At 67.5% G+C, this 24507-nt stretch carries 20 protein-coding genes; 3 read left to right on the top strand and 17 right to left on the bottom strand.

Annotated elements, in window-relative coordinates; all coding sequences use genetic code 11:
• Positions 1-39 precede the first annotated feature (39 nt).
• From HT136_RS07495 to HT136_RS07505, 3 genes are all read right to left on the bottom strand, one after another.
• Positions 40-354 carry a hypothetical protein gene (locus tag HT136_RS07495; protein WP_214198949.1) on the bottom strand — a complete coding sequence of 105 codons (315 nt, stop codon included), beginning with the start codon at positions 352-354 and terminating at the stop codon, positions 40-42.
• Positions 351-1400: a class I SAM-dependent methyltransferase gene (locus HT136_RS07500; protein ID WP_214198950.1), complete on the bottom strand. Its 1050-nt coding sequence runs from the start codon at positions 1398-1400 to the stop codon at positions 351-353. The genes HT136_RS07495 and HT136_RS07500 overlap by 4 nt, the downstream gene beginning before the upstream one ends.
• 63 nt (positions 1401-1463) lie before the next feature.
• Positions 1464-2402, bottom strand: coding sequence for an alpha/beta hydrolase family protein (locus tag HT136_RS07505; RefSeq protein WP_214198951.1), 939 nt, complete (start codon positions 2400-2402; stop codon positions 1464-1466).
• 138 nt (positions 2403-2540) lie between these two features.
• Here HT136_RS07505 and HT136_RS07510 point away from each other — a divergent pair, with 138 nt between their 5' ends.
• A complete protein-coding gene (locus HT136_RS07510; protein WP_214198952.1) occupies positions 2541-3770 on the top strand; it encodes a serine hydrolase domain-containing protein in 1230 nt (409 codons plus the stop codon).
• 58 nt (positions 3771-3828) lie between these two features.
• Here the strand turns inward: HT136_RS07510 and HT136_RS07515 are convergent, their stop codons facing one another.
• The 3 genes from HT136_RS07515 to HT136_RS07525 form a co-directional block, all read right to left on the bottom strand.
• Positions 3829-6138, bottom strand: a complete 2310-nt coding sequence (locus HT136_RS07515; RefSeq protein ID WP_214198953.1) for a TonB-dependent receptor — start codon at positions 6136-6138, stop codon at positions 3829-3831.
• A gap of 256 nt (positions 6139-6394) precedes the next feature.
• A complete protein-coding gene (locus HT136_RS07520; protein ID WP_214198954.1) occupies positions 6395-7447 on the bottom strand; it encodes a class I SAM-dependent methyltransferase in 1053 nt (350 codons plus the stop codon).
• Positions 7444-8841, bottom strand: coding sequence for an MFS transporter (locus tag HT136_RS07525; RefSeq protein ID WP_214198955.1), 1398 nt, complete (start codon positions 8839-8841; stop codon positions 7444-7446). The genes HT136_RS07520 and HT136_RS07525 overlap by 4 nt, the downstream gene beginning before the upstream one ends.
• 255 nt (positions 8842-9096) lie before the next feature.
• On the opposite strand from HT136_RS07525, the gene HT136_RS07530 reads away from it, so the two are divergent.
• Entirely contained in the window at positions 9097-10473 is a 1377-nt protein-coding gene (locus HT136_RS07530; protein WP_246543439.1) for an FAD-dependent oxidoreductase, read from the top strand.
• A 57-nt stretch (positions 10474-10530) separates the two neighbouring features.
• Here the strand turns inward: HT136_RS07530 and HT136_RS07535 are convergent, their stop codons facing one another.
• Positions 10531-11652 carry a class I SAM-dependent methyltransferase gene (locus tag HT136_RS07535; RefSeq protein ID WP_214198956.1) on the bottom strand — a complete coding sequence of 374 codons (1122 nt, stop codon included), beginning with the start codon at positions 11650-11652 and terminating at the stop codon, positions 10531-10533.
• Between the two features lie 192 nt (positions 11653-11844).
• Here HT136_RS07535 and HT136_RS07540 point away from each other — a divergent pair, with 192 nt between their 5' ends.
• The gene (locus HT136_RS07540; RefSeq protein ID WP_214198957.1) at positions 11845-12321 is read left to right on the top strand and encodes a nuclear transport factor 2 family protein; all 477 of its coding nucleotides are present in this window, start codon (positions 11845-11847) and stop codon (positions 12319-12321) included.
• 53 nt (positions 12322-12374) lie between these two features.
• Here HT136_RS07540 and HT136_RS07545 read toward each other — a convergent pair whose 3' ends face one another.
• The 10 genes from HT136_RS07545 to HT136_RS07590 form a co-directional block, all read right to left on the bottom strand.
• Entirely contained in the window at positions 12375-12680 is a 306-nt protein-coding gene (locus HT136_RS07545; RefSeq protein WP_214198958.1) for a hypothetical protein, read from the bottom strand.
• Positions 12681-12722: 42 nt separating this feature from the next.
• The gene (locus tag HT136_RS07550; protein WP_214198959.1) at positions 12723-14189 is read right to left on the bottom strand and encodes an MFS transporter; all 1467 of its coding nucleotides are present in this window, start codon (positions 14187-14189) and stop codon (positions 12723-12725) included.
• Positions 14190-14357: 168 nt separating this feature from the next.
• Positions 14358-16754 carry a TonB-dependent receptor gene (locus HT136_RS07555; protein WP_214198960.1) on the bottom strand — a complete coding sequence of 799 codons (2397 nt, stop codon included), beginning with the start codon at positions 16752-16754 and terminating at the stop codon, positions 14358-14360.
• A 329-nt stretch (positions 16755-17083) separates the two neighbouring features.
• Entirely contained in the window at positions 17084-17863 is a 780-nt protein-coding gene (locus HT136_RS07560; protein WP_214198961.1) for an IclR family transcriptional regulator, read from the bottom strand.
• 193 nt (positions 17864-18056) lie between these two features.
• Positions 18057-18863: an SDR family oxidoreductase gene (locus HT136_RS07565; RefSeq protein WP_214198962.1), complete on the bottom strand. Its 807-nt coding sequence runs from the start codon at positions 18861-18863 to the stop codon at positions 18057-18059.
• Between the two features lie 171 nt (positions 18864-19034).
• Positions 19035-20360 carry an MFS transporter gene (locus HT136_RS07570; protein ID WP_214198963.1) on the bottom strand — a complete coding sequence of 442 codons (1326 nt, stop codon included), beginning with the start codon at positions 20358-20360 and terminating at the stop codon, positions 19035-19037.
• Positions 20357-21676: a M24 family metallopeptidase gene (locus HT136_RS07575; protein WP_214198964.1), complete on the bottom strand. Its 1320-nt coding sequence runs from the start codon at positions 21674-21676 to the stop codon at positions 20357-20359. The genes HT136_RS07570 and HT136_RS07575 overlap by 4 nt, the downstream gene beginning before the upstream one ends.
• Before the next feature lie 123 nt (positions 21677-21799).
• A complete protein-coding gene (locus HT136_RS07580; RefSeq protein WP_214198965.1) occupies positions 21800-22303 on the bottom strand; it encodes a nuclear transport factor 2 family protein in 504 nt (167 codons plus the stop codon).
• Positions 22304-22511: 208 nt separating this feature from the next.
• Positions 22512-23501 (bottom strand): aldo/keto reductase, encoded by a 990-nt coding sequence (locus HT136_RS07585; RefSeq protein ID WP_214198966.1) that lies wholly within the window; start codon positions 23499-23501, stop codon positions 22512-22514.
• Complete coding sequence (locus tag HT136_RS07590) at positions 23501-24457, bottom strand: Gfo/Idh/MocA family oxidoreductase (protein WP_214198967.1); 957 nt, start codon at positions 24455-24457, stop codon at positions 23501-23503. The genes HT136_RS07585 and HT136_RS07590 overlap by 1 nt, the downstream gene beginning before the upstream one ends.
• Between the last annotated feature and the right edge of the window lie 50 nt (positions 24458-24507).

Raw genomic sequence — 24507 nt, forward strand, 5'->3', positions numbered from 1 at the left:
CTGGCGTGTCCGGTGTTCCTGGCGGGCGGAAGGAAGGGTCTATTCGGCCTCGGTGCCTGCGAGCGCGGCGACGATCGTCTCGACGAGCTGCTTGCCCTTGGTGTCGAGGCGCGCCTGGAGTTCGGGCCCGGGCTGGAAGCTCTCGATCTGCGCGGCGACGTCGATGCCGCTCTGCCCGAGGATTTCCTCGAGAACGAGCATGCGGTCGGTGAGGACCCAGAGTTCGCGGGTCAGGGCGAGCACGGCGGCGCCCACCCGGCCGACATCGGCGTCGACGAGGGTGGCGCGATCGGGGCGGTTATAGGCGCGCGGGTTGGCGGGCGTGGTGATCGGCATGGCAGGAGCTGCGCTCATTTCGGTTTGTGTCCCTTGACGACGTGGGGATAGATGCCCTGTGCGGTGACATCGACGAAGCCGGCATCGCGGGCGACTTGGGCGAGGTCGAGACTGGCGGATTCGCGCCAGTAGGGCTCGCCGCCGAGGCGTGCACCGCTGTCCGCGCGCCAGACGGAAAGCTTGTCCATGTCGGCGTAGCGGGTGACGTCGCTCATGATCATGTCGCCGCCCGGTTCGAGCACGCGGAAAGCCTCGGCGAAGACGCGGCGGATGACGTCGGCCGGGATCTCGTGGAGCAGGATGTAGGAGGCGACGAGGTCGAACGAGGCCTCGGCAAAGCCGGTGTCCTCGGCCGGGCGCTGGTAGAGTTTCCAGGCCCAGCCATGCGCGTTGCCGATGCGCTGGGCGTGTTCGAGGACGCGCAGCGAGAGATCGACCCCGGTGATCTCGGCCTCGGGATAGGTTTCCTGCAGGGCCTGCGTGAAGTGGCCGGTCGAGGCGCCCATGTCGAGGATGCGCGCGTAGTGTGCACGCGGGGCCATCGCGGCGACCGCGCGGCGTTGCTTGAAGATCCCGCCCGGGAAGAAGGCGTTGACGAGCTTCCTGTGGACGATCTCTCCGTGGATGTAGCCCTGCATCGCGTGGTCTTCCCAGCCCCCGGCGGTGCGGTGGAAGTTGACGCCCTCGAAATAGGCCGGCGCCTTCGTGCCTTCGGCCATGGGTTCGAGAGTGGTTTCACCCTCGCTCTGGTACCTGGCGATCACGGGGGCGAGATCCGCGTGCACTTCCTCGAAGGCCTCGCGCGCGATGAGGCCGTGCATGCGCGCGTTCCATTCGCCAGTGAGCGCGCTGGTGCGCCAGGCGGAGCTGGCCAGCAGGCGCTGCTCGATCTGGTTGGAGCGCACGTCAATGTCGTCGGGCAGCGCGGCGGGATCGGGCACGATCCGTGCGATCTCGGTCTCGACGTCCTGGCGCAGGGTTTGCGTCCCGCGCCCGAAATGCAGCAGGAAGTCGAGCGAGGCCCGGCCCCTTTGCCGGACGGGTGGTTCAAGTGGATTGGTCATCTGGGGTTCCTCCTCCTTCGTGCCGCTGGCGGCGGATCGGTGCCGTCCGCCGAGGTTGGGATGTCAGTGGGCCTTGGCCGTCACCATCGCATCGCTGCGGGCGGTCCAGGCGGCCGGGCCGGGCAGCTTTGCGGCTAGCGCGGCGCGGATGAACCCGCCGATCTCGCGGTTGAGCCGCGCGACCTGGGGCTCCGAGGCGCGCATGCCGTCTTCGGTCGGGCGGCAGTAGGCGCCGTTGAAATAGTGGTCCATGCCGGTGAAGACGAGGCCATAGGCAAGGCCGGGGGCGGCCGCCTCGTAGGCTTCGAGGTGCTTCTGCCAGGTATCGATGAAGCCGGGGAGGACGTCGGTGGTGCCCGTGACGACAAGTGCGGGAGTCGACAATTTGGCCAGCCCTTCGCGCGTCGCCAGTCCCTTCATCGCACCTGGCGGCGAGAGTGAGATCACCGCCAGGGGCTTGCGGATCGGGGCGATCGTCCAGGCCGGATCGGCCAGCTCGGCCCCGCCTGCGACGAGCGCGATCAGCGCGCCGTAGCTGTGCCCGGCGGCGACGACCTGGCCCGAGAGCGTGATGCCTTCGAGCGGCAGCTGCTTCACCGCATCGGGGGTGAAGGCACGGTCCACCGCGCGCCAGTCGGCAAGCCGGGTCGCGCGGCTATCGGGGAATTTGCCGGGCTCGGGATATTCCTCGGAATCGGTGTGCAGCGGGGCGGCGACGACCAGCCCCCGCGCGGCCCAGTCGCGCAGCAGCACGTCGTAGCGACCGGGCGTCGCGAGATTGCCGTGCGAGAAGATCACCAGCGTGCAGGCGTGGCAGCCCCGGGCGGGGGCATAGACGCTGACCGCGAGGTTGCGGCCGTCTTCGGTGGTAAGTTGGATCGTCCGTTCGCGCACGGAACTCTTGCCTGCGGCGCCGGCGTGAGCGGCCATCGGCAGGTTCAGTACAAGGCACAGGAGAGCACCGAGGGTGGCGCGAAGGGTCAGCGTAAGAGGCACGTTCATGGCCTCCTGATCGACGAGTTGGCCGCGGCGCGCGCCCTCTTTTCGGATTTGTATTCGTCAGTTGAAAATCGGGCGCCTCGAGGGTTCGGCTCGCGTGTCCGCGCGTGCACAAGGAGGTATCTGATCAGGAGAGATTTTATGACCCGTGCGAAGGGCTCGCTGGCCCTGGCCCTGCTTCTGGCGGGCTGTGCCCAAGGCGGAGGAGGACCGGTTTCGACGACACGCAGCGAAACGCTCTCGCCCGCCGAGGCCGAGGCGCTCTACCAGGCCCGCTTCGAGCGGTACATGGGCCGTGCGCCGGGCGCGGGGCTGGCCGGCTACGACACGCTGGCCCCCGTCGCAGGCGCCGCGCACTGGGCCGCGTTTCCCAAGGGCCGCGGCGTCGCGCCGGAGGCCCTGGCGGAGGCCAAGGCCTATGCGGCGGGGGCGAACAGTTCGGCCTTCCTCGTCTGGCACGCAGGGCACATGGTCGAGGAGGACTATTTCGGCCAGACCACCGCGACGAGCCCGGTGGTGTCCAAGTCGCTCGCCAAGCCGCTCGCGACGATCGCGGTTGGACGCGCGATGGCGATGGGCAGGATCGCCTCGCTCGACCAGCCGATGGCCGACTTCATCACCGCGTGGAAGGGAACCCCCAAGGCCGCGATCACGATCCGGCAGGTGCTGGGCATGCGTTCGGGCCTCCTGCCGCAAGGCAGTTCGAGCGATCCGGCGAACGTCCTCAATACGTCCTATCTGCACCCCTTCCACGACAAGGTGCTGATCGAGGACTACCCGCTCGTCGATACGCCGGGAACTCGCTACGAATATTCGAACGCCAACGGCGATCTCGTCGCCATCCTGATCGAGCGCGCGACGGGCATCCCCTATGAGGACTTCGTGGGCCGCGAAGTGCTGGCCAGGATCGGCGCGCGGGCCGGCCAGATCTGGATGGACCATTCGGGCGGTACGCCGCATTCGGGATGCTGCATCCTGCTGCCGGCCGAAAGCTATTTGCGCCTGGGCGTGCTCCTCCTCGACGACGGAGTGTGGGAGGGCAAGCGCCTCCTGCCCGCAGGCTTCGTGACGGCGATGCGCACGCCCTCTGCGCAGAATCCCCATGCGGGGCTGGGGGTCTACATCGGCTCGCCCTATGTCGAATGGCGCGGACCGGCCAATCCCGAGCTGACTTACGGGCGCAACTACCATTCCGAGCCTTACGCGGCGCAGGACCTGTTCCTGTTCGACGGTAATTCGAACCAGGTCGTCTATATCGTCCCCTCGCGCCGCCTCGTGGTTCTGCGCACCGGGGAGAGTCCGCCCAAGGAGCCGGTCTGGGATAACGCCAAGCTACCCAACCTGATCCTGCGAGGGCTTGCCGGGACGTGAAGCGGACATGAAAAGGGGGCCCCGATCGCGATGATCCGGGCCCCTTTTTGGTCTGGGTTCAATACTTGGCCTTGAGCGTCAGGCCCATCGTGCGCCGTTCGCCGTAGAACAGCTGGTAGCTGTTGCCCGAGGGCAGGATCACGACATAGGCGTTCGAGACGTACTTCTTGTCGAACACGTTGCGCGCCCAGAAGCTGAGGTCGAAGTTGCCGAAGGAGACCCCGGTGCGCGCGTTGACGAGCGTGCGTGAGGGAATCCAGGCCTCGTTGGCGGGCGTGGTGTACATCTTGTCCTGCCAGCTGACGTCGCCGCGCAGGAAGAACGAGCCCTCGTTCCACGGCAGAGGGGTCTGCCACTGCGCTCCGAACGAGCCCTTGGCGCGCGGCGTGCGCTCGATCTGGTTGCCGCCGACGTTGCCGTCGGTCGAGCATACCACGTTGTTGCAGGAGGTGACCGTGCGGCTGAAGCGCGCGTCAACCGTATCGTCGCTGTATTCGCCGTGGGCGTAGGAGAAGTTGGCGTCGAACGACCAGTGCTCGTCGGGCACGAAGGCGGAATCGAGTTCCAGGCCGTAGACCGTCGCGTTGCCCAGGTTGAGGACGATGTTCACCGCATTGGGATCGTTGGCGTACGTGTCCGCCGAGTTGATCTGGATGTCGCTCCAGTCGGTGTAGAACAGCGCCGCGTTGAAGGTCAGGCGCCCGCCGAGGAAGGTGTTCTTGGCGCCGATCTCGTAGGTCCAGTTCGACTCCTCGTCATACGTGCGTTCGGTGTCCGAGGCGGCGGTGGCGTTGAAGCCGCCGGCCTTGGAGCCCTTGGCCGCCGAGGCGTAGAGAAGGGTGTCCGGGGAGGCGTCGTATTCGAGCGTGAAGCGCGGGGTGAAGGCGCGGAAAGTGTCGGCATAGCCCACGTTGGTCGACTGGTTGAGCACCGCAAGGTCGGTCCACGAATAGCGCCCTTCCGCGCCGAGGCGCAGATTGCCGCCGGACGAGGTCCACTGCGTCTCGCCGAAGACCGAGCGCACCAGCGTGGTGGTCAGCGTGTTGGTGAGGGTGAGCGAGAGGATCGGGTTCTGGGCGAAGGGGACGACGGTGGAACTTTCGGTCAGCGCCGGGGCGTAGACGAGGTTGAACTTGTAGTCGTCCTCGCCCTTCGAGATGAAGCCGCCGAACGCGAAGTCGAGGCCCTGCCCGTCGTAGGCGACGCGCCATTCGTGCGAATCGTAGCTGATCGAGCCGACCGGCGCGTTCTGGAAGGTGCAGTAGGCGATGCAGTTCGACGGGTCGGACACGGTCATGTTGCCGATGCTGACATCGCCGGTGATGCGCCCGAACAGGTAGCTTGCGTTCCAGTGGGGGGCGAATTCGTAGGCCGCCGAAATGCGTGCGAGCTGTGTGCTGGTCCAGGCGCCGTAGCTGCGCGGGTCGACGTTGGCGGTGCTGGCTGCACCAGGTACCTCGCCGCACAGCAGGCTGTAGTTGCCGCTGCGTACGTTGCCGCAGGTGAGCTGGCCGCTCGCCTGCTGGTAGTTGGCGTTGGGGTTCGACTCGCGCTCGATGTCGAACTCGGTGTAGCTCGCCTCGAAGACCATGCCCTCGGTCGGCCGGGCGATCGCCGAGACCGACCAGGAATCGTTGTTCCAGCCGCCGATGCGCCCGGTGGTTCCGGGGCTGACCCCGGCGTCGGCCCAGGGATTGGAGTTCTTCCACGAACCGTCGAACTGCGAATGGTTGTAGGTGGCGGCAAGGCCGAACTCGCGGCTGATCGGCAGCTTGGCCTTCACGCTGGCATCGAAGCGGTCGTAGATGCCGCCGGTCAGTTCGCCCTCGGCGGTGAAAGATCCCTCGGTCGTCGCCTTGTAGGGGATGAAGTTGATCGCGCCGGCAAAGGCGTTGCGGCCATAGCGGGCGCTCTGCGGGCCCTTGACCACCTCGACGCGGTCGAGCGCGGAAACGCCCATGTCGACCGACCAGCTGCGCGGCAGGTAGAGGCCGTCGTAGAAGCTGGCGACGTTGGTCTCGAGCGCGGTCACGCTGGTCTGCGCCTGCGCGCGGATGACGGGCACCTGGAAGCCGCTCGAATAGTTCTCGAAACTTAGCCCCGAGGTGAAGCGGGCGATGTCGGTCATGCCCTGGACCGACTTCTGCTCCATCGCCTCGTCGCTGAGCGCGGTAATCGACATCGGCACCTGCTGGATGCTCTCGGCCTTGTTGCGCGCGGTGACGACGATCGTGCCGGCGGGCTCGCTCGAACCGGAGCCAGCGTCGGGCTCGGCCTCGGCAAAGGCGGCGGTGGGCAGGCCGGCGACGAGCGCGCACAGCGCAATTCCGGCCAAGGCGCGCGTCTTCAGTGTGGTCTCGGTCTTCATGAACCCCCTCATGGTCTGGATGATCGCGGCCGCGTCCCTGGTGCGACCTTGTCTGCGGGGGGAGAGTGTCACCGCGGCGAGGCGGCGCAAAATCGTTTGGAATGCGCTGTTCGAGGGGCGAATTTCCGCTTTCGGGCGCGGCCAATCGCCTGAAATGGCGTTGAGAATTTGGCTTTGGTGCGCGGCTCGGCGCTCGCTGGCCCGAGACCCGCGAGAGCTGGCAAAGGGTGGCGCGGCGGTGTGCGCCGGTGCGTGGTCAGCCGGGTTTGCGGCCGATGACGACGTGGGGGTAGATGCCCTGCGCGGTGACGTCGACGAAGCCGGCCTCGCGGGCGACCTCGGCGAGGTCGAGGCTGGCGGATTCGCGCCAGTAGGGTTCCCCGCCCAACCGCGCGCCGCTGTCCGCGCGCCAGACGGCAAGCTTGTCCATGTCGGCGTAGCGCGTGACGTCGCTCATGATCATGTCGCCGCCCGGTTCTAGCACGCGGTAAGCCTCGGCGAAGACGCGGCGGATCACGTCGGCCGGAATCTCGTGGAGCAGGATGTAGGAGGCGACGAGGTCGAACGAAGCCTCGGCAAAGCCGGTGTCCTCGGCCGGGCGCTGGTAAAGCTTCCAGGCGTACCCTTGCGCGTTGCCGATCCGCTGGGCGTGCTCGAGGACGCGCAGGGAAAGGTCGACGCCGGTGATCTCGGCCTCGGGGTAGGTTTCCTGCAGGGCCTGCGTGAAGTGGCCGGTCGAGGCGCCCATGTCGAGGATGCGTTCGTAGGCTCTGCGCGGCGCCATCGCGGCGACCGCGCGGCGCTGTTGGAAGATGCCGCCGGGGTAGAGCGCCTCGACCAGCTTGCGGTGGACGATCTCGCCGTGGATGTAGCCCTGCATCTCGTGCTCCTCCCAGCCGCCGGCGGTGCGGTGGAAGTGGACGCCCTCGAAATAGGCCGGGGTCTCGGCGCCTTCGGGCGCGGGTTCGAGGGTTGTCGGCCCTTGTTCCTGGTAGCGCGCGATCACCGGTTCGAGATCTTCGCGCACTTCCTCGAAGGCTTCGCGCGCGACAAGCCCGTGCATGCGCGCGTGGAACTCGCCGAGCAACTGGCTGGCCCGGAACGCGGGGCTGGCGGCGCAGCTCTGGCCGAGGTGCCGGTCGCGCAGGTCGAGGTCCTCGGGCAGCACGGAGGGATCGGGTACCATCTCGGCCTGCTCGCGCGCGACTTCGCCGCGCAAGGGCTGCGATCCGCGCGCGAGGTGGATCATGAAGTCGACCGAGGCGCGTCCGCGCTGGGCCGGGATGAAGGCGAGCGGGTTGGTCGTCATGCCAGGTCCTCGGGCTTGAGCTTGTATCCGGCGAGCAGCGTGATCGCCGCCACGCTGAGCAGGCCGGGAAGATAGCACACGCCGAGCAGCAGCGCCTGCCGGATGTCGGGGGTGTGCATCGCCTCGGGGGGCAGCGACTTGTCGAAGCCAGCGAGCGAGAGCGCGATGCCCACGATCAGCGGCCCCACCGCGAAAGTGAATTTCTCGGTGAAGCTGTAGAAGGCGGTGTAGACGCCTTCGCGGCGCACGCCGGTCTTCCTGGAATCGAGCGTGATGATGTCGGTCAGCATCGACATCGCCATGATCACGTTGGCGCAGGCGCCGAACGAGACGAGCGCCATGCGCAGGATGTAGAACACCGCAGGCTCGGCGGGCGAGGCGAAGAACCAGCTCAGCACCGCGAGGAGGTAGACGCTGCCGCCCACGATGTAGGTCTGGCTCTTGCCGATCCGGCGCGAGAGCTTGACCAGAAGCGGCGCGCCGGCAAGCTGGACGAGCGTTCCGACGACGGCGGCGGGCGCCAGGATGGTGAGGTCGCGCTGGAGCACGTTGAGCAGGAAAAACATGCCTGCCGCCTGCGAGGAGGCGACCCCGATCAGCTGCGTCGCCTTGACGCCGAGCAGGCGGATGAAGTGGCGGTTGGCGAAGACGTGGCCGACTTCGCTCAGGATCCTGGGGCGTTCGACCTGGCTGATGGTGAAACGCGCGCTCTTGGTGCCGAGGTAGGCGGTCATCGTTGCGCCAAGGATGATCGCGCCGCCGCAAACGCCGATCACCGCGTAGGAGAACGGGCTGGTGCGCCCGAGCGCTTCGAGCAGCAGCGGCGAGATCGTGCCCACCACGAGCGTGGCGACGGCCACGAACATCATGCGCACGCCGTGGATCGCCGAGCGCTCGTGGTAGCTGTCGGTCATCTCGGCGGGCATCGACATGTAGGGCACGTTGTAGAGCGCGTAGCCGCAGGTATAGACGATCAGCGCGAGGAAGACGTAGGCCGCGCGCAACGCCTCGCTCGCGAACATCGGAGTCGTGAAGATCATCGCATAGGAGCCCGCGCAGGCAAAGGCGCCCCACAGGAGGAACGGGCGGCGGCGGCTGCCCCGCGTCTGCAGGCGGTCGCTCCAGGTGCCGACGAAGGGGTCGGTGACGACGCCCAGAAGCTTGCTCACGAAGATCAGCGTACCCGCCAGTGCGGGGTTAATCTGGAGCACGCTGACCATGTAGAACAGGATCAGCGCGCCGATCGAATTCATCAGGATGGCAATGCCGAGCGCCCCTGAACCCCAGGCATACTGGAGGCGCAGCGGGACCTGGCGCGCATCCTCAAGGATGTCGGGCGTGGGATCGGGCAGCAGCGCGGATTCGCCGGCCGGTGTGGCGATGGTGCTCGTCATGCGTGCGGGATCCCTTGTTGGCTCGTTTTCGTGCAGTCGCAGCGGGGAAGGCTAACCGGCGCGGAACGGCAAGGCGCGCGCTACTTCGCGCCGCGTTCGCGTGATGAACATGAAACGGCGAGGGCTGGCCCCGGACGTGTTCACCTGCTGAAAAGGCGGGCAGGCGATGCGCGACAGGCCATGGCCCGGCGCTAGGTTCGCCGCGCAAGCGCCCGGCGAGGGCGGACACGAAACCGAAGCGAAGGACGATACCCGATGAGCGAGACCCTGCATTTCCCGATCGTCGTGGTGGGCGCAGGGGGAACCGGCCTCACCGCCGCGCTCGCCGCGCATGACCTGGGCATCGAGGCGCTGGTGATCGAGCGCGACGACACCCCGCTCGGATCCACCGCGATGTCGACCGGCCTCATCCCCGCCTCGGGTACGCCCGAGCAGGTGGCCGAAGGCATCGAGGATTCGCCCGAGCTCTTCGCGGCCGACATCCTGGCCAAGACCAAGGGTCAGACCGACCCGGCGATGGCGCTGGCGATCGCGCGCGAATCGGTCGAGACGATCGCCTGGATGCGCGATGCGCACGGCGTGCCGCTCGAACTCGTCGGCGGGTTCCTTTACCCCGGCCACAGCGTGCGGCGCATGTACGGCACGCCCAACCGGACCGGCGGCGAGCTCATGGCCGCGCTCGAGGACGCCTGCGCCAAGGCCGAGATCCCGATCCTGACCGACGCGACCGTCGAGGAGGTTCTCCACGAGGGTGAGCGCGTCACCGGCGTGCGCTACCGCCGTCCCGACGGGGTTCTGGAAGACGTGACCTGCAACGCGCTGATCCTCGCCTGCTCGGGCTTTGCGGGCAATCCCGAGATGGTCGCGCGCTTCATTCCCGAGATGGCGGCGGCGACCTTCCACGGCCATCCCGGCAACAAGGGCGATGCCATGCGCTGGGGCGAGGAGCTGGGCGCCGCGCTTGAGGACATGACCGGCTACCAGGGCCACGGCGGGCTCGCCATGGGCCACGGCATCCCGATCCTCTGGCCGCTGATCATGGAGGGCGGCTTCCAGGTGAATCTCGATGGGCAGCGCTTTTCCGACGAGAGCGCGGGCTATTCCGAGCAGGCCGCCAAGGTCAACGCGCAGAAGGATCACGTCGCCTGGTCGATCTTCGATGAACGCCTGCACCAGCTCATGTGCGCCTTCGACGATTACCGCGATGCGCTGAAAGCCGGGGCGGTGGTCTCGGCCCCGACGCTCGCCGAACTTGCCGGGAAAACCCGTTTGCCCGCCGAGGCGCTGGCGGCGACACTGGCCGAGGTGACGGCGGTGACGAAAGGCGAAGCCGAAGATGCCTGGGGCCGCCGTTTCGAGGAACGCCAGCTGCTCGAGGCGCCCTACTACGCGGCACGGGTCACCGGGGCGCTGTTCCACACCCAGGGCGGGCTCGTGGTCGATGCCGAGGCGCGGGTGTGCAAGGGCGATGGTGGCCGCTTGCCCAACCTCTTTGCCGGGGGCGGCGCGGCGCGCGGCATTTCGGGCACCGGCGCTTATGGCTATCTGGCGGGCAATGGCCTGTTGACGGCGACGACTTTGGGCAAGCTCGCCGGGCGCAGCGCCGCGCGGCTGGTCACGGCCGAAAGCTGAACGGCTGGTCCGCGCCGCCGCGTCCTTGGGGAACGGGCGGCGCGGGCGGCGCCTCGCTCAGGGCTTCACCGCGCGCGTGACCCAGGGGTAGGACTGCGCGCCCAGGCCATAGGCCTCGACTTCGACGAAGCCCGCCGCGCGCAGCTCGTCCTCCCAGTTGGCCAGGCAGGTCTCGCGGAAGTAGGGCTCCTCGCGGTGGTCGTTGTCCCATTCGAGCAGGACCGCGGTGAACATGTCGACCGCGCGGAACGGGGGCGGGTCGGAGATCACGATCTCGCCGCCCGACTTGAGCACGCGGAAAGCCTCGGCGAACATCTCGCGGTTGACCGGAACGGGTGCCTCGTGGTGGACGGCGTAGCTGAAGATGGCATCGATGCTGGCGTCCTCTAGGCCTGTCGCGCGCGCGTCGCACTGGCGCAGGTCCACTTTCAGGCCCATGCGCTCGGCAAGGCGGAAGCCCTCCTGGAGACCGCGTCCGTTGAGGTCGCAGCCGATCAGTTCGGCTTCTGGAAAGACCTTGTTCAAGGCCATCAACGTGAAGACGCCGCCGCAGCCGATCTCGAGGATGCGTTTGTGGTCGCGCCGGCGGAACTGCTTGATCACGTCGATGCGCTGGCCACCGATGTTCGAGCCCGGCGGCACCGCGGCGAACCCGCCGTAGCGGAACACCCGGCCGATCCCGGCGCCCTTGGTGCCAAGGTCGTAGTTGTCGATGCCGATCGGCGCGAGGTGGAAGTGGATGCCCTCGTACCAGTCGGGCAACGGGGCCTCGGGATCGAGCGCGAGCGTGCCTCCGGCGCTGTTCACCGGCAGGCTGTCGAGATGCTCGTGCATCGCGCGCTGCTCCTCGGCGGCGACGAGATTGCGGTGCATCATCTCCTCGGCGACGTAGCGCTGGGCGAAGCGTTCCATGCGGTAATTGGGAAGGGTCGCGGCGAGTGCTTTGGCGGCATCGACGCGCGCGACGATCGTCTCGGCGCTGTCGTGGGTGCCTGCCGCGTGGGCCTCGCTGAGCGCGCGCCCGTGTTCGCTCTCGAGGAAATCCTGCTTCGCCGCGCCGCGCGTGGCGACCGAGGTGAATTTCAGGATGCCGCCCAGCACGTCGAGCCCGGCGCGGCTGCGCTGGCTCATCGTGTTCGAAGCCACGGGCATCGTTACGGCGTCGTTCGCTTGGGCCATCTATCCCTCCGTCGTCGGCTGCATGGGGGCAGGCCGAGTGTCTGCCTGATGCGAGGGTGATGCAAGGGCACCGCGCGCGCCGCTGTTTTCTGCCCCGCTGTTCAACAGATGAGCAGCTCGCGTGTTCGCACTGCGCCTTGCCCGCCGCTTCGTGCTGCGATGCGCCCTCCCGACACCGCACAAGGAAGTATCATGAGATCATTCGCCCGGCCCCTGGGGGCCATCGCGGCCGCCGCCCTGCTCGTCCTGGGTGGTGGCGCGGCTTCGGCCGCCGAGGACCCCGCCGCCATCGAGGCGGCGAAGACGACGATCTGGACGATGGAGCAGGCGATCTACGCCGGGCGCGGCAAAGGCGACATCAGCGCCTATGCCGACAACACCGCGCAAGGCTATCTCGCCTGGCCGCCGATCCTGGCCAAACCCATGCGCGTCGACGGCTTCAAGCGCGCCAAGGCCCCGCCCGAAATGGCGCACGAGAAGCTGGAGATGGAACTGCTCGACTTCACACTGTACGGCGATACCGCGATCATCTACTACCGCACGCACCGCACGATGCTGGCGGACGGCACCCCCGCCGACGACCGCTTCGACGTCACCCATACGTGGGTGCAGGAAGGTGGCAAGTGGCGCGTGCTGGGCGGGATGGCGCGCAGCCAGGTCATGCGCTGAACTCTTCGCCCGACGGCCCGCCGGACATCGCGGCGGGCCGTCGGCGCGCTTATTCAGTCCTGCCCGAAACCGGCGCGCTCGAGAATCTTCTCGTAGGTGCGCTCCCTGGCGGCGAGCGGCGCACCCATGACCTGCGCGATCATGCGGTCGCGCACCGCCTCGATCCTGGGCTCGTTCTGCGCGGTCCACTCGAAGCTCTCGACGCTGCCACTTTCGAGCACGCCCCTGGCTTCGAGCAGCTCCTCGAGCACGGCGACGCGGTCGCGCGTGATCCACAGCTCGGACAGGAGGCTCATCACCATGCGTCCGAGATCCTCGACGTCCATCGTTTCGAGGTAGGGTGTTTTCGCGTCGGACATGGTCTTGGGGCCTCTTGGAGAAAGGGTTGGGAAGCGCGGCGCTCAGAGCGGGGCCAGCGGGAGCTGGGCGGCTGCCTCGCGCTCCTCGAGCTGGGCGATGCGGCGCTGGATCAGGCTATGGCGGCGCTGGTCGATCGGGAAGCGCCAGATCACCAGCGCGCCGCCGATCTTGAGGATCGCGGGCAGCAGCGCGACGGTGAAGAGCATGCCGAAGGCGGCCGTTGCGTCGTTCACCGCGCCCGCCCGCGCGTCGTAGCCGAACAGGCTGAGCAGGAGGAAGGCGCTGCCCGAGCCGATCGCCAGCGCCACCTTGTTGGTGAGGAGGTAGAAGGCGAAGTAGCCCCCGGTGCGCTGTTCGCCGGTGCGCAGGCGGCCATAGTCGGCGACGTCGGCAAGGATCGCGGGCGAGATGACCACGATCGCCGAGGCGCCCGCGCCGATGAACACGACCACCACCACGCTGATCGCGAGGATCGTCTCCATCGTCATCGTCGCCGGGTTCACGAACCAGTAGCCTTGCATCGCGAGGCTGGAGATGGTGACCGCGACGACGTAGCTCCTGTGCTTGCCGAAACGACCCGAAGCCCAGATCCACAGCGGCATCGAGGCGGCCAAGGTGATCGCGAAGATCGTCATCAGGTAGGGGTACCAGGCGCCGAGCTTGAGGTAGCCGTCATAGAAGGTGAAGATGATCTGGAGGATGCCCATGCCCATCCCGCACAGCGTGAACGAGGCAATGTAGATCCACAGCGGCTTGTTCGAGCGCACCGACTTCAGGAAGCCGATGAGTTCGGGGCGCTTGCCGGGAAGTTCGATGCCCTTGGGCGCGAACAGGAAGCCGATACCGATGGTCAGCGGGAAGACCACCGCTGCGGCAAGGAAGAAGTAGCCCAGCATGCCGATCGAGTAGGCCGAGCTCTGGGTGAACCCGAACCAGGCAATGGCGATCGGCAGGACGTAGTTGCTGAGGCTCCCGAGCTGCGCGACGATGGCCTTGGTCCCGGTGATCTTCGAGCGCTGGGCGTAGTCGGTGGTGAGCTCGGCGCCCCAGGACTGCTGGTTGATGTCGATCATCGTGAAGCCAAGGTCGTAGAGCGCCTTCCACGCGACGAGGTAGACGAGCCCGACCGCGCCGTGGGGCTTGAGCAGGAAGAACGCGGCGATGAGGCAGAGAAAGCCGCCGCCCACGATCCACGGCTTGCGCGCGCCCCAGCGGGTGCGGGTGCGGTCCGAGATGTAGCCCATGAGCTGGTCGGTCACCGCGTCGAGGACGCGCAGGGAGACGAGCACGCCGCCGAGCGCGGCGAGGTTGATGCCGAATTCCTTGGCGTAGAGCTGGGGCACGTAGGCCATCATCGGCATCGAGAGCATGCCCGGCCCGAACGCGGCGAGCGCGTAAGTGATCAGCGCCAGGTGGCCAAGGCGCGGGGCGGGCGGCCGCGGCGTCGGGGGCGCGGCGGGGCCAGCGCTCACGGGAACGGCGATCTCGGCGGCTTGGGGGCTGGTCATCTCGGGTCGTATCCTGCGCGCGTCGTTGCCGGGACTGTGCCGCAAGAGGGGCGTGCAGAACCCGGAGTTTCTGGCGGGCTGTTCACCAGCCGAGAAGGCGGCTCGAAGCGACATGGCCCACCTCGCGCGCAAGCGAGGTGGGCCATTTCGTCGGGGCAGGGGCCTCGCTCAGTAGCGGTAAGTGAAGCGCAGCCCCATCGTGCGGCGCTCGCCGGGATAGATACGGGTCTGGGCGATGCCCGCCGCCGCGCCGCCGTCGGCGGTGCTCGCGCTCACCGTGGCGCGCGCGATGTACTTGGCGTCGAGCAGGTTCTTCACCCAGAACGAGAGATCGTACTTCTCCGAGGTGAATCCGGTGCGCAGGTTGACCAGCTCGATCTTGCCCTGGCTGTCCTGGCCCAGGCTCTGCGAGTGCTTGGCGGCCTGGTAGCTGTAGTCGCCGCGCACGAAGAAATCGAACATGTCGTTGACCGGTATGCCGAAGTTGGCGGTGGCCGAGATCTGCGTCTTGGTCGTGCGCGCGAGCTGCTTGCCGCCTACATCGTTGCTGCAGCCCGCCTCGGGGATCGTGGTGCCGGTCAGCAAGCCGCAATAGGCGGTGACTTCGCCGTCGATCGTGCCCTTCTTGTATTTGGGATCGATGAAGGCGCCGGCGAAGCGCAGCCAGTTGAGGCGGTCGAAGTTGTAGCTGGTGTCGAACTCGATGCCCTTGGAGGTCGCGCCCTTGTTGTTGGCGATGAACGAGGTTGCCGAATTGGCGACGTAGGACTGGACCTGGATATTGCTCCAGTCGACGTAGAACAGGTCCGCCGACCACGCGAACTTGCGATCGAGCGCCGAGCCCTTGACGCCCACCTCGTAGGTCCAGTTGGTCTCGGGATCGTATTCGAACTTGTCGGTGCCGTAGGTGTTGGCGTTGAAACCGCCGACCTTGTAGCCCTTGGCGGCCGAGGCATAGGCCATGAGGTCGGGCGAGAACTTGTAGCTGAGCGTCCCGCGCGGGGTGAAGTAATTGTAGGTCCGCGCACCCGGAATGCTGCTCTGGTAGACCCCGTCCGAAAGCACGGTGCCGTCGTAGGCGATCTTTTCGTGGTTGAAGCGCCCTTCGAGCGAGAGGTCGAGGCCCGAGGCGATCTCGTAGCCCATCTGGGCATAGCCCGAGAGGCCCTTGGTGTGGACGGTCGAGCCTTTGCCGAAGATCGGGACGTTGGTGGTGTAGTCGTTCAGCAGGGCGTAGGAGACCTCGAGCACGTCGGTGATCGAGCTGTCATAGTAGTTGGCGCCCACCATCCAGGTCAGCGGTCCGGCGTCGGGTGAGGCGAGCTTGACGTCGACGTTGTGCTCGTAGCTGCCGTTGCCCACGGCCTTCAGGAAGGACTGCTGCGAGAGCGCGCTGCCCGTGGCGAGCGGGGTGCTGATCGCGTCGGGATTGCCGGTGGCGTCGTTGTTCTGCCCGAACGAGGCCTCGGTATAGGAATAAGTGCCCGAAAGCGTCGCGAAGCCCATGTTGTAGTCGGCCTTGGCGTAAGCCAGCCAGGAGTGGCCGGTGAGGCCGGTCGCGGCGGTGTCGTCGAGGTCGACCGTGGTGGGCACGGCAAGCTTGCCGCAATAGAGCGAATAGCGCGCGCCGAGCGTAGCGTTGGGGTTGTAGGAGCCGCAGTTGTTCTCGCTCGTAGGCAGGTAGACATAGGCCGCCTGGCGTTCCTTGGTCTCGACGCGCATGCCGAACAGCTTGATCGAGAGGTCGCTGGTCGGCTCGAACAGCAGCGAAAGGCCGTAATTGGCGCGCTTGTCGTAGCCGCCGACGTATCCCCCGTCGCGCTCGTTCTTGATCGTGCCGTCGAACTTGGCGATGGAGCCGAAGCCGCGCACGGCGAGCGTATCGCCGAGCGGCACGCTCACGCTGCCCTGGATCGAGCGGCGGCCCTTGTCGCCGATTTCGCCGGTGACGAGCGCGTCGAATTTGCCGAGCGTGGGCCCGCGCGTCACGTAGTTGATCGCGCCCGAGAAGGTGTTGCGGCCGTAGGCGGCGCTCTGCGGACCCTTGACCACCTCGATGCGGGCGAGGTCGAGCGAGCCGAATTCAAGCCCCGAACGGTTGTTGAGGTAGACCCCGTCGAGGAACACGCCGACATTGCCGATTTGCGCGGTCTGGTCGACCTGGGCGAGGCCGCGGATGACGGGGGCCTGATACGTACCGCCGATGCTCTGGAAGGCAAGGCCCGGGGTCGACTTGGCAAGGTCCTCGAGGCCGCTGGTGCCGCTCTTGCGCAAGTCCTCGTCGCTCATCGCGGTGATCGAGAGGGGCACGTCCTGCAGGCTCTCGGTGCGTCGGCGGGTGGTGACGAGGATGGTCCCGGGCGTCTCGCCGACACCGGTCTCGCCATTTTCCGCGGTTGCGGGGGTCTCGGCGTGGGCGCTGGAAGCGCTCGCCACCAGGGTTGCAACGCAGATGCCGGCGAGCGCGGCGGCGCGGATCGAGGTCGCATGGCTGCGAGGAGTGGCGGCTGGGGTAGGGGACTGGGTCTGGCGCATGGTGAAGCTTCCCTGGTTGCGTCTCTGCATCGCTGGTCCCGGCGCGAAGGCGCGGCCGGCCCGGTGCATTGGCGACAGAGGATCGGCTGGGCGCGTGTGTGCCAAGAGGGCGTCGCGCGCGTTGCTCATCAGGTGAGATATGGCCGTTCAAACAGCGGGAACGCGTTGATTTTCGATGGCCGTTCAGGCGCGAAAAAATGCGCCGCTGTTCACATCCCGAGAACGTGCCGGCGATTTTCCATTGCCATGGGGATGCGCGTGTGAACGGCCGCGCCGACCTGCATCGGACGCGCTTTCCGGAGCGCGCCGCGTGTCCATCGCGCGGTCGCGATTCGCGGTGGGTCGGATTGCCGGGTGCTTCAGGCGGCGACGGCGCAGCAGGAAAGACGTTCGCCGAGCCGTGCGGCCGCGTCCTTCAATTCGCCCGCGTAGCGCACGATCGCCTCGTCCGCGTCCATGGCCTCGAGGAAGTAGGTGAGGGTGAGTGCGGCGAGGCTCTTGCCGTCGGCGTGGACGGGCACCGCGATGCTGGCGGTGCGATGGACCTTGAGTGCGGAACAGGGCGCGCCGGCGTGGCCTTCGCGGCGCACGTGCTCGAGTCGGGTAAGGAAGGCTTCGCGCTCGCGTGCCGTGTCGCGGCGCCAGGCGTTGCGCGTGGCCCACTCGAGGATGGGGGCGAGCTCGGCGTCGGCCAGCCCCGCCATGTAGACCTGGCCCGAGGCACTGGTCAGGAGTGGAATGGTGACACCCGGATTGCACAAGTCGAAGGTCATCACCGACTGGGCATGGGTCGAGCCGCGCACGATCATGCGCGCCTGTGCGCGCGTGGCGACGAACATCGGCCAGCCCAGCCGCGCGGTCAGTTCGCGCATCAGGGGTTGGGCGGCGGCGGCGAGACCGTTGTCGTCCTGGTAGCCGTGGGCGAGCGTCTCGACCTGGGCGGTGGGACGATAGGCCTTGGTCTGCGGGTCCTGCTCGACGAGCCCGGCATGGACAAGCGTCTGCACGATCCGGAACACCGTTGGGTAGGGCAACTTGCCGAAGCGTGCGATGTCCATCACCGGCATCGGAGCGTGGGTGTTGATGACCTGGAGAATGGCGATCGTGCGGCTGACGGCACGAATGGGAACACCTTCCATTGCCTTGCGTGACCTCCCTGAACGATGGTCCTGTCGTGCGGGAACGCGTCGTCGACGTCGTCGTCCCGCCCGGGAAAGGTCACGCCAATGCGGCCAGGCGCGGCGACCGAAGTGAACTGTGGTCGCCTGTCGGATATCGAATCTCGAATTTTTCCCTGAAAAGCCGATCTCAAGTTGCTTCCGGCGTCGCCCTTCAGGCCAGTTGGGGATAGGCGGAGAGAATGTCGCGCGCGGGCCGGCGGGCGCGCTCGCGAATCTTGCGCGGGGTCAGCCAGGCGAACGTGCGGCCGTGTTCGGTGTTGGTGTCGAGAATCCGCGCCGCCCAGTTTCCAACCGTGCGCGGGTGGTCGGCAATGAGATTTACGTGGGCGCGGCGCTGCGCGTTCATGCCCCCCGCCTTTGCGTTCTCGCGCAGGAAGCCCTCGGTGATGACAAGGCCGGGGCTGAGCGAGCCGGTCAGGACCGGGCTGCCCCGGGTCTCTTCGGCGAGGCAGTTCATGAGGTAGGTGACGGCGGCCTTGCTGGCCGCGTAGCCGGCCATTTGCGGCAGGAGGGTGCCGTCGGCGCCCGCGCCGAGCATCGTGTAGACCGCGCCCGGCCGCGCCGCCTGAGCATAGCCCCGGACGGCCGTGCGGCAACCATGGACCACGCCCATGACGTTGATATCGAGCATCGTGCGCACGTCCTCGTCGGTGAGGTCCATCAGGCCGCCGCCCAGGGCGAGACCGGCGTTGTTGACCCAGATGTCGACCCCGCCGAGCTGGACACAGGCCTGTGCCCAAAGCGCGTTGACGTCCTCGGCGCGGCGCACGTCGCAGGAAAGGCCGATGGCGCGGGCCTCGGCGTTCCGGCCCAGTTCCTCGGCGGCGGCGCGCGCCTCGTCCGCCTGGCGTGAGGAAAGGACCACGTTGATCCCGCGATCCAGCAACGCCCGGGCGAGCGCCCGCCCGATACCCCGCGTGCTGCCGGTAATTACGGCGGTCTTGCGTTCAGGCCCCATGGTGTATCCTTTCCGTGTTCTGTCTTCGGGATGTTCCGTCAGGGTCTCGAACGGACCCGGGGCTCAGGATGGACTGGGGCGCCGAGGCAATGCCAGCATGGGGTAAGGTGCTGTTCGAGCAGCGAGAAGTGGTGGCGCACAAGTCCGTGGCGGGCCCGCCTGCGGGCCGGATCAGCTTTGCGCAACCCCGCGTGGATCGGCTGGCAATCGGGCCGCGCGATAAGTTGTCAGGAACAGCGCGCAGGCCCCCAGCGCGGCAGGCACGCCGACGAGCCCGAGCGCGGGGCCGATCGCGGCTCCGCCCTCGCCCGCCGCGAGGCCGCCCGCGACGACGGCGACGAGCCAGGGGGCGAGCGCCTGCCCGGTCATCGTGTTGAACAGGCCGAACAGCGAGACCCCGACGCCATGCATGCGACCGGGCAGCATATCCTGCAAGGTGGTGACCATGCCCGTCCCGATCATCGGCATCAGCAGGCCGCCGAGCGCGATCATCACTACGGCGGCGAGGGCGGAAGGAGCCAGCACGATGCAGGAAAGCGGCGCCATCAGCGCGGCGATCAGGGCCAGGACCAGGAGTTTGCGCCGGCTGCCCGCGCGGCGCGCGACGACGTCGTAAAGGATGCCCGCCGAGAGTGCGCCGGCAAGGCCCAGCACCATCGACAGTGAGCCTTGCATCTGCCCGAGGTTTCCGGCCGAGATCGCGAAGCGGCGCATGATGAAGGTCGCGCCCCAGGCGGCCGAGGAATAGGCCATCATCACCAGCAGCGCGAAGCCGGCGTAGAAGGGCGCGAAGGTCGTCCAGCGCCGGGCGAGGAAGCGCGCGGTCGCGGCGAACGACTGGCTGTCCTTGTCCGGCAGGCTGCGGCGCTCGGGTTCGCGGATCGAGGCGATCATCGCGACCACGGGAACGCCCAGGCATCCGGCGAGGACGAGGGCGACGCGCCAGGGCGCGAGGCTTGCAATGCCCGGAATCCAGTCGAGCTGGCCCGCGGGCACCGCGCTCAGCACCGCGCCGGTAAGCGCGAGCGAAAGCCCGCCCGCGACCGACTGGCCCATGAGGTAGATGCTGACCGGCAGCGCGCGCCGGTTGGCGGGGAACATGTCGGCGATCATGGAGACCGCGCAAGGGGCAAGCGTCGCCTCGCCCAGCCCCACCAACAGGCGCGAGGCGAAGAGATGCCAATAGTCCTGCGAGAGCCCGCCCAGGAACGTGGCGATCGACCAGAGACCGACCCCCGTCATCAGCAGCTTGCGGCGCGAGAGGCGGTCCGCGCTGAGGCCGAGCGGGATGCCGACGAGCGCATAGAAGATCCCGAAGGAAAGTCCGAGCAGCAGGCTCATATCGACATCGCCGATGCCGAGGTCCGCGCGGATCGGGTCGACGACGAGGGTCAGGATACCGCGGTCGATCACCGAGACGATCGAGGAGAAGAACATGACCGCCACCACCCACCAGGCGGCGAAAGGGCGTGACGCGGGGGTGACGGTTGCCTTCACGCGGGGATCACGCGCAGCGAGGTGTCCATCGAGGACAGCGCCTCGACCCCGTCCTTGCGCACCACCATCATGTCCTCGACGTGCGAGGTGCCGTAGCCGACCTCGTGGTAGGGCATGTCGAGCGTGAACACGGTGCCTTCCTCGTAGACCAGCGTGGCGGCGATCTCGGCCGGGTCCTCGAGGCCGGTCGGCCAGGGCTGGTCGGTGTGCTCGAGCCCGACGCAGTGCGCCGAACCCAAGCCGCGCGCGAAGCCATGCTGGCGCAGCACGTCGGTCGCCACGGCATCGGCGTGCGCGAAGGGGACGCCGGGCCGGATCTCGGCATAGGCGGCGGCAAGCGCGGCACTGTTGGCCTCGGCGCGGCGCGCGACTTCGTCGCTCGGCGTGCCGACGACGACGGTGCGGCCAACGTCGCCCTTGTAGCCCTTGTACTCGCCCACGCTGTCGAGCTTGGTCGGCTCGTCCTTTTCGACCACGCCCGAGTTGAGCCCGCGCTGGTTGACGATGAGCCAGAGCGACTTGCCCTCCAGCTCGCCCCATTTGGCGCGGTGGTCGAGTTCGACCTGTTCGAGCGGCTCGCCCAGGTGCATGCGCGAAATCGCGTAGTCGAGCGCGGCCTCGTTGCGCCGCGCCGCTTCGCGCAGGATGGCGATCTCGGGCTCGGTCTTGACCATGCGCACCTCGCGGAAAACGTTGAGCGCATCGATGGGGGTGCCCGCGAAATCGCTGCCCAGGATGCGCGCGGTGCGCATGTCGTCGAAGCCGACGCGGCTCCTGGTCAGGCCGGCCTTGCCCATCGCACTGGCAAGCGCGGCGCCCGCTGAGGCGGCATTGCGGCCCTCGAAATTCGCATAGATCGCCATGAGCAGGCGGTCGCGGTCGGTCAGGCTGTCCTCGCGCACGACTTGCGCCCAGGGACTGGGGAGCGGCTCGGCCCTCATGCCGCCCGTTGCCGGGTCGGGCACGGGCCAGGTGAAAGTCTCGATGTTGTCCATCCAGGTCGGGCAGTAGTCGAGGTGGTAGACCATCGAGCCGTTGACGACGAGCGAGGCGGGCGCGGCCGGGTTGCGCGGCAGGACGGCGAAGCTCGAATAAGGCCGTCCCATCATCGCGGAAATGCCCAGATGGCTGGATAGGTAGTAGATGTTCGAGGGCAGCGCGGCGACGAGCGCGTCGAGCCCGTACTTGTCCATGACCGCCTCGGCGCGCGGGCGGTTGACCAGCGGAGCCGCCGCCTGGAGGTGGCGGATGAGTTCCGGGTCCGACCAGCGGGCGAGGCGGCCAGGCGTGGCAGGGGCGAGCGAGGCGTGCGTCATGAAAGTCCCTCTTGCGACCAGCGGGGAAAAGTACCGGCGCGAGACTACGCAGCCGGGGCGGCGATGCACGGGCGCTACGGAGCGAAATTCAGCAGGCGAACTTCGCGTTGGGCCCGGTCGCGCTCACAGCTCCTCCTGGTGGCGCGACATGCTGGCGAGCACTTTCCATTCGCCCGCGGTCTTCTGCCAGACGTGGATGTTGTCGTAGGTCTGGTCGACCGGGGTACCGTCGGGCAGGCGCTTGCGGTGGTTGCGGTAGTAGATGATCGCGGTGTCGCCCGAGAGCGAGAAGTCGACCAGTTCGTTGGTTATGATTTCCTTGTCGCGCGACTTCATGTCCGCGGCTCCGGCTGCCAGCGTCGCGACGCCGAAAGGGGCCTTGGTTCCCGAAGTCCAGGCGAGGTAATGGGGCGAGGCGTTGGCGATGTAGTAGCCGACGTCGCCCTTGGCGCGACCGGCGTAGATCGCCTTCTCCTTCGCCCAGATCAGCGCCTTGACCGCCTCGACTTCGGCTTCGCTCGTAGCGGCGCCGGAGGGAAGATTCGTGCGGGCGAGGAGAGAGGGGGACCACGCGGCCGGGGCGGCGAGGGCAAGGGCCAGCAGCGCGTGCAGGGGTTTGGGGGGCATGGGCATCTCCTTGGCTAGGCGGGCATTGCGCCCGTCGCCCGCGTGCCTGACAAGTCCGCTTCGGTTCGTGTTCTCGGTAGGTGAACATGCGGGTGGCCGCAGCCCGCGTCGCTCGCGCATGAAAAAGGCCCTCCCGTCGCGGCGACGGGAGGGCCCGGAATGGCTTGGCCTGGCCTGGCCTGGTTTGGCTTGCCAAACGCGCTTGCGCTCAGGCGTAGTCCTCGGTGTCGATCGTATTGCGCATCACCTCGGGGTAGCGGTGGCCGCTGACGGTGTCCTGATTGACCAGCGCGGCGGCCCGCTCGAGGATCTCGGCGGGAATTTCAAGGCTTGCGGCCGCGTTGTTCTCGTCGAAATGGGCTGCCGAGCGGGTGCCGGGAATGGCGTGGACATGTTCTCCCTGCGCCAGCACCCAGGCCAGCGCGAGCTGGGCCGGGGCGACGCCCGCCTCGGCCGCGAGGGCATCGAAGCAGGCGATCATCGCGCGGTTCTTCGCCCAGTCTTCGCCCTGGAAACGCGGCATGCCGCGGCGCAGGTCCTTTTCGGCGAGCTGGGAGAGATCACCCAGGTCCCCGCACAGCGCCCCGCGCGCGACTGGTGAGAAGGCGACGAGCGCGATGCCCAGCTCCTTCGTCGTTTCCAGTACGCCCAGTTCCACGTTGCGCGTCCAGAGCGAATACTCGGTCTGGACCGCGGCCATCGGGTGCACCGCGTGGGCTTCGCGGATATGCGCCGAGGACCATTCCGAGACGCCATAGGCCTTGATCTTGCCCGCCTCGATCGCGCGCGCCATGGCGCCGACCGAATCCGCGATCGGCACCTTGGGATCGAAGCGGTGCATGTAGAACAGGTCCACATGATCGGTCCCCAGACGCTTGAGACTGGCATCGAGCGAGGCCGTGATCGAATCCGGGCTGCAGTCGATCCCGCGGCGCGGCCCGTCGACGAGGATGCCGGTCTTGGTGGCGAGGAAGAATTCGTCACGCCGGTCCATGATCGCCGCGCCCAGGATCTCTTCCGAGACGCCCATGCCGTAGATGTTGGCGGTGTCGAAGTGGTTGCAGCCGCTGTCGAGTGCGTGGCGGAATAGCGCTTCGGCGTCGGCCCGCTCGGGCGGGTTCCCGTAGGCCCAGGCCACATTCATGCAGCCAAGGCCTACCGGGTTGAGCGCGGTCCCGTTTATCGTGCGCGTGGTCATTACGACCAGCCGTCCTGCGCCTCGAGGCTCTGGGCGAGTTCGCCGATCACGCGGTAGCAGTCGAGCACCTTGCCGACCGACGAGTTGGGCTCGCGGCCTTCCTGGATGGCGGCGACGAATTCGCGGTCCTGCAGTTCGATGCCGTTGTTCGACACGGTGACGCCGGTGAGGTCGATGGCCTCTTCACGGCCGTTCACGAGGTCATCGTAGCGCGCGATATAGGTCTCGCTGTCACCGATGTAGCGGAAGAAGGTGCCGAGCGGACCGTTGTTGTTGAACGAGAGCGAGAGCGTGCAGATCGCGCCGGTCTCGGCCTTGAGCTGGATCGACATGTCCATCGCGATGCCCAGCTCAGGGTGCTTGGGGCCCTGAAGGACGTTGGCCGCGACGATCTTGCCCGACTGGTAGGCGAACAGGTCGATGGTGTGCGCGGCGTGGTGCCACAAGAGGTGGTCGGTCCACGAGCGCGGCTGGCCCTTGGCGTTCATGTTCTTGCGGCGGAAGAAGTACGTCTGCACGTCCATCTGCTGGACGTTGAATTCGCCGGCCGTGATCTTGTTGTGCACGTACTGGTGCGAGGGATTGAAACGACGGGTGTGGCCGACCATGCAGACTAGGCCGGTTTCCTTCTGCTTGGCGACGACCGCTTCGGCGTCGGCCCAGCTGTCCGAGAGCGGGATCTCGACCTGGACGTGCTTGCCCGCGTTCATGCAGGCGATCGCCTGCTCGGCGTGCATCTGGGTCGGCGTGCACAGGATCACCGCGTCGACATCGGGCATCGCGAGGACCTCGCCCAGATCGGTGCCCGAGTGGGGCGCGCCGTACTTGGCGGCGACTTCGGCGGCTTGGTCGGCATTGCGCGAAATGACCGAGGCGATCTCGACGCCGTCGATGTTCTTGAGGCCGTCGAGGTGCTTTTCACCGAAGGCGCCGGCGCCGACGAGAGCAATACGCATGGGGAGAAACTCCTTGGAATTGGTCGTTCACAGGGGAACGTGAAGAGGGA

Source organism: Novosphingobium profundi (assembly GCF_018491765.1).
Classification (GTDB): Bacteria; Pseudomonadota; Alphaproteobacteria; order Sphingomonadales; family Sphingomonadaceae; genus Novosphingobium; species Novosphingobium profundi.